The sequence below is a fragment of the Streptomyces capoamus genome (genome assembly GCF_014654935.1).
Lineage (GTDB): Bacteria > Actinomycetota > Actinomycetes > Streptomycetales > Streptomycetaceae > Streptomyces > Streptomyces capoamus.
Genome location: NZ_BNBF01000015.1, coordinates 228,488 through 231,312, shown reverse-complemented (window position 1 = coordinate 231,312; position 2,825 = coordinate 228,488). Strand labels below are relative to the sequence as shown.

5 protein-coding genes are annotated in these 2,825 nt (G+C 72.3%); 1 reads left to right on the top strand and 4 read right to left on the bottom strand.

What is annotated here, in order from left to right; all coding sequences use genetic code 11:
* The 4 genes from IE312_RS23655 to IE312_RS23640 all read right to left on the bottom strand — a co-directional run.
* The coding region (locus IE312_RS23655) for a cytochrome c oxidase subunit I (protein WP_189984332.1) at positions 1 to 614 on the bottom strand (614 nt) is incomplete at its 3' end.
* Between the two features lie 243 nt (positions 615 to 857).
* Complete coding sequence (locus IE312_RS23650; protein WP_189984331.1) at positions 858 to 1,505, bottom strand: DUF4360 domain-containing protein; 648 nt, start codon at positions 1,503 to 1,505, stop codon at positions 858 to 860.
* 193 nt (positions 1,506 to 1,698) lie between these two features.
* Entirely contained in the window at positions 1,699 to 1,902 is a 204-nt protein-coding gene (locus tag IE312_RS23645) for a hypothetical protein (RefSeq protein ID WP_189984330.1), read from the bottom strand.
* 133 nt (positions 1,903 to 2,035) lie between these two features.
* Positions 2,036 to 2,494, bottom strand: coding sequence for an RrF2 family transcriptional regulator (locus IE312_RS23640; protein WP_189984329.1), 459 nt, complete (start codon positions 2,492 to 2,494; stop codon positions 2,036 to 2,038).
* Between the two features lie 75 nt (positions 2,495 to 2,569).
* Here IE312_RS23640 and IE312_RS41545 point away from each other — a divergent pair.
* On the top strand, positions 2,570 to 2,825 hold a 256-nt coding region (locus IE312_RS41545; RefSeq protein WP_229900343.1), incomplete at its 3' end, for a beta-galactosidase.

The following is a 2,825-nucleotide window of genomic DNA, read 5'->3' as shown; positions in this document are numbered from 1 at the left end:
CCGGGCGCGCGCATGCAGATGATCGTGGTGATGAAGTTGACCGCGCCGAGGATCGTGCCGAAGCCGGAGAAGGCCAGGCCCATGACCCACAGGTCGCCGCCGAGCCCGGGGGTGCGGGTCAGGCTGGACAGCGGGGTGTAGGCGAACCAGCCGAAGTCGGCCGCGCCGTTCGCGGTGAGGAAGCCGGCGACGGCGATGAGCGAGCCGAAGAGGTACAGCCAGTAGGCGAACATGTTCAGCCGCGGGAACGCCACGTCGGGCGCGCCGATCTGCAGCGGCATGATCCAGTTCGTGAAGCCGGCGAACAGCGGCGTCGCGAACATCAGCAGCATGATCGTGCCGTGCATCGTGAACATCTGGTTGTACTGCTCGTTGGAGATCAGCTGCAGGCCCGGGCGGGCCAGTTCGGCGCGGATGATCAGGGCCATCACTCCGCCGGCCAGGAAGAAGCCGAACGACGTCGTCAGATAGAGGGTGCCGATCGTCTTGTGGTCGGTGGTCGTCAGCCACCTCACCACGACGTTGCCGGGCTGTTTGCGCCGGAGCGGCAGCTCGTTCTCGTACGAGTCCTCGGCTGCGGCCGCCCCGCCCTGGGGTTCGTTCAGGATGCTCACAAGTCGTCCGTCTCCCGATGCTCGCCGACCGCCCACGCGATGGCGTCGGTCATCCGCCATCCTGGCGGCGCGAGGGCGGCGCGGGCATCCTGAGCGGCCTAGGCGCAGCCGTTCGGATGACGGATGCACACGTTCGGAGCAACACGCGGCGGCAGGCCCGGGGTCCCGGGTCGCCGGCCCGCTGCGCCCGGACGGGGGTGGGACGGCGAGGGAGGGGCGCGTGCGCGGCCCCTCCCGGGACGGCTAGGAGTTGGGGCACTGCTTCCACGCCATGTGGTACACCGTGCTGATGTCCCCGTCCGTCGAGTCCATGGTCATGAAGCTGACCTTGTCGGGGCTCGCGGTGCCGGCGCCGACGCGCAGTTCGGTGTTGATGTTGAAGTTGCGCAGGACCCCGCAGGGCGCCCAGACCAGTTGGGCCCAGTCGGTGGAGTCGGTGGCCTGCCAGTCGTCGTTGTAGGGGCCGTTGAAGGGGTGCGTCCTGGGCACGGTGTTCGACGAGCCCTGGAAGTAGTACGACGCCTTCTGGGTGGCCGTGGCGCCGCGCTGGAGCGAGGCGAAGCCCCGGTAGTCGGCGCTGGCTATCGCGTAGGTGAAGCCCTGCGGGACGTGCACCACCAGGTTGAGCTGGCAGTTCTTGCGGAACGCCGTGGGGTCGGAGTTGCCGCCGGCCTGGGCGAGGTAGGCGCTGTAGGTCACCGTGAAGGCGGTGTTGTCCGGTGACACGGCCACGGCGGCCGTGCCGGCCGGGCAGCCCGAGCCGTTCACCGTGGCCACGTCGATGACGATCTTGTCCGGGGGCGGGTTGTCGAACGGGGACGAGGCGTGCGCGGGCAGTGCGGTGGTGAGAAGAGCGGCCACCGCGCCGCTCATGAGGAGTCCGCCGGCCATGGGTCTCTCCCGGTTGTCGAGTGGGGGGTCGCGCCTCCCGCCGTCCCCTTCCGGGGCGTGCGCCCTTGGAGAAGATGTGCGTCACCTGTGAAGGGGAGAGGGAGGCGTGGGTAGCGTAGGGACCCCCGCCCCGGGCCCGGGAGAGCGAACTCCGGCCATTCACATTGGAGTTTTCACGGCCCGGGGGCGCGCCTCACCGGTTCTGGAGGCCCGTGGGGAGCAGGGTGCGCAGGGAGGTGACGGGGTGGCCCACTTCGAGGGAGCCGAGGAGGCCGTTCAGGAGGGCCGTGCCGGGGACGGCGGTGGGGGGTGCGGGGCGCTGGGCGGCCTCGGCGGTGGGGGCGGCGGCCAGGAGTGCGGCGGCCAGGGCGGTGACACAGGCGAGCTTCTTGATCATGGCCTGACCAACGACCGCGGCCCGCGGCGGGAAACTTCCCGTCCCCCGGCCGGCCGAGCGCCGGCCCCGGGGGGCTTCCGGCGCCGTGGGCCCGGCGTCGTCCCGGTGACGGGTGCTACGGGTGCTATTGGTGCTACGGGTTCTCCCAGGCCGCCGGCTCCGCCGCCAGGGCGCGGACCGGTTCGGGCAGGGCGTCCGCCGCGAGGTCGGCGAGGGTGACGCCTTCCAGGACGCGGCGGACGTTGGCGCGCAGGGCGATCCACAGGGGCAGCAGGGGCCGGGCGGTGCCGGTGTAGGACAGCCCGGTGGGGCGTTCGCCGCGCACCGACACGATCGGGCCGTCGACCGCCCGGATGACGTCGGCCACGGTGACGGAGGCCGCGGCACGGGCCAGCCGGTAGCCGCCGCCCCCGCCGCGCCGGCTGTCGACGATCCCGGCCCGGCGCAGGTCGCCGAGGATCCCTTCCAGGAACTTGTGCGGGATGTCCTGCACGGCGGCGATTTCCTCTGCCTTCACCGGGCCGTTACCCTGCCGTACGGCCAGCTCCAGTACCGCCCGTACCGCGTAGTCCGCCCGTGCCGAGATCCTCATGGGTCCATTGTGGGGCGTGGGCGCGGGGAGAATGGCCGGACCGCGCCCCCGTACGATCGCCCGGGAGGATCCACCTTGGCGCTCAGCAGACGTACCTTCAGTGCCCTGGCCGGCTCGGCCGCGCTCGGGCTCGCCCTGGGCGGCAGCGGCGGCCCCGGCGCGCCCTCGGCGTACGCGGGCGCGAGCGCGCCGACCGGTCCGGCGCCGGCCCCGCCGCGTGCGGACGGCCGGCGGCACACCATCGGGTACGACCGCTACTCGCTGCTGGTGGACGGGCGGCGGCTGGTGCTGTGGTCCGGGGAGATGCACCCGTTCCGGCTGCCGAGCCCGT